Source organism: Streptomyces sp. NPDC059900, from assembly GCF_050270335.1.
Taxonomy (GTDB): domain Bacteria; phylum Actinomycetota; class Actinomycetes; order Streptomycetales; family Streptomycetaceae; genus Streptomyces.
The window spans coordinates 1-2143 of the sequence record NZ_JBNNJZ010000922.1 but is presented as its reverse complement, the minus strand read 5'-3'; the positions used below and the strand labels follow the sequence as shown (position 1 = coordinate 2143).

The following is a 2143-nucleotide window of genomic DNA, read 5'->3' as shown; positions in this document are numbered from 1 at the left end:
GTGGGATGCCGGGGTGCTCGCCGTCTGCTGAGCGGACGCTCACTCCGTGATCGCCGACGTGCAGCACGATGCGTTCGCTGGGGTGTTCTTCCAGGGCGCGCAACAGCGGGTCCTTCGAGACCGTCGCGCGGGTGGCGGCTTCGCCCAGAGTGGCGAGCATCAGCCGGTGGTCGGGGAAATCCTCGGACAGCAACCGGCAGTGCCGGTCCTCCCGCTCGGGCATGCGCAGCCAGACCCCGTGTGGCACCGCTTCGATGCGGACCCGCGCACTGCGCCGGACCTCGGCGACCGCGGCCCGCAGATCGTCGCCGTCAACCGTGCCGGCCCACTCCTGGGACGGTGGCTCTGGCGGCACCAGGGTCCGGGTGGAGAGCCGGTATCGGTCGGTCGCCGTCAGGCCAATCGCCTCACGGCTCGCCTCGATGTGCAGGCCCGCGAGCACCGCCATCCCCGGCTCGTGCGCGGTCGCGGTCAGGACCTGCTCGACCGCATCCGCCAGGACGGGACCCTTCAGCGTGGCGATCAGCAGACCGGGCACGTTGGCACCGAGCGCGGACTTGATGTCCCCAGCCTTCTGCAGTGCCGCAGCCGCATCCCCCACGATCTTGGCGACATGCTCGTCGAGCAGCCGTGCCGCCTCCTCGGCCTCGGTGTCAAGGACCGCCTCGACCGCAGCGAGAGGCATGGCGATCTCGCGGAGCTGACGCAGTGTGGTTGCCCGCGCCAGCTGGTCGGCGGCGTAGTAGCGGTAGCCCGTAACCGGGTCTACTTCGGCAGGGGGCAGTAGCCCGGAGTCGGAGTAGAACCGCAACGCGCTGGAGGTCAGGCCACTGCGTCGGGCAAAGACCCCGATGGGCATCAGCTCGGAATTAGGCACCTCGCCATCATTGAGCTTCAACCAACTCGAAGGTCAACAGCGACGTGAGGCGTCACCAATGTCATGGCCAGCAACCCCTAGTCGTCCCGGACGGCAGGGAAGACCGTGTGGAGCAGGTGGAGCACGGTGCGGGTGAGGATCACGTGGAGGTCTGCGCGCGAGAGCGTGCCGCGGACCAGCCATTCCCTGGAGGCGGACTTCAGCATGGAGCTGTGGGCGCGGATCATCGCCCGCAGCTTCTCCCGGCCCTCGACGACGTCGGTCATCATCGCGGCCTCCAGGATGCGGTCCGTGGAGATCTCGTCCGACTCCAGCATGATCCGGTCGATCTCCGGATCGTTGCCGAGCCCTTCCAGGCCGATCGCGGACAGCCACATTTCCCGGTTTCGCTCGACGACCTCGAGCCAGCGGTCGACGCAGACGGACAAGCGCTCCTCGGCGGTCGTCGGGGGCAGCCGCTCGGACACGGAGGCGGGGACGACCATCATCTGGCGCACGACCTCCAGGTAGAGCTCGCGCTTGCCGCCGAAGTAGTGGTTGATCAGTGCGCGGGCCACGCCGGCCTCGGTGGCGATGTCCGACAGGGACACCTGGGTGTAGCCGCGTGCCCCGAAGAGCCGACGGGCCACGCTGAGGATTTCGGCACGCCTGGCGTCCGGTTCCAGCCTGCGTCGCTGTGTCTGGCGCTGACCGCTCATAGCGTTGTCGTCCTTCTCGTTGCTCTGCGGGGCTGGCTTGGTGGTCCTGCTTCGTGGTCGTTGCCTCGTGGTCTTGCTCCGTGGTGTGTGACGGATTCATGTCTACATCGACTCGGCCGCCGCGTGCGGGGACTCGATGCTTCTCCGTGCCGCAAACTCACTGTTGGCCATATGTCAATAGGTTGCGCATGCAGGTGTCACAGTTGCCCGGAATTCTCTCATCTGCTGTTGCAGGTACCTGAGTTGAGGCCTGCGAGCACTATTGACAGTACGCCAATAAGTGACGTTACTAGTCCCCGCCGGATCCGCCGGATCCGCTGCGGTGCCGCCCCGCGGCTTGGCGATACCGCACCGAGGCCCGACGTCCACCACGGAAGAAAGAGCGAGGACAGTGTGAGCGAAGCCTTCATCTACGACGCCATCCGCACTCCGCGCGGCAAGGGCAGGGACGGCTCCCTGCGCCACGTCACGCCGCTTTCGCTGGTGGCCGGACTGATCGACGAGTTGGGCCGGCGGCTGCCGGGCCTGGACCCCGGCCGGCTCGACGATGTCGTGCTCGGTGTGGCTA

The 2143-nt window shown here is 67.4% G+C and carries 2 protein-coding genes and 1 pseudogene; 1 reads left to right on the top strand and 2 read right to left on the bottom strand.

Going from position 1 to position 2143, the window contains the following annotated elements; genetic code table 11:
* Together ACQKIP_RS45720 and ACQKIP_RS45715 are read right to left on the bottom strand one after the other, a co-directional pair.
* The coding region (locus tag ACQKIP_RS45720; RefSeq protein WP_427745700.1) for a MerR family transcriptional regulator at positions 1–877 on the bottom strand (877 nt) is incomplete at its 3' end.
* A 77-nt stretch (positions 878–954) separates the two neighbouring features.
* Positions 955–1575 carry a TetR/AcrR family transcriptional regulator gene (locus ACQKIP_RS45715; RefSeq protein WP_365862094.1) on the bottom strand — a complete coding sequence of 207 codons (621 nt, stop codon included), beginning with the start codon at positions 1573–1575 and terminating at the stop codon, positions 955–957.
* 393 nt (positions 1576–1968) lie between these two features.
* On the opposite strand from ACQKIP_RS45715, the pseudogene ACQKIP_RS45710 reads away from it, so the two are divergent.
* Positions 1969–2143 (top strand): annotated as a pseudogene (locus ACQKIP_RS45710) (acetyl-CoA C-acyltransferase); the annotation flags it as partial.

Bases quoted from the DNA above. Each gene is read 5' to 3' on its own strand.
- ACQKIP_RS45715 (WP_365862094.1), bottom strand. From the start codon at position 1,575: ATGAGCGGTCAGCGCCAGACACAGCGACGCAGGCTGGAACCGGACGCC.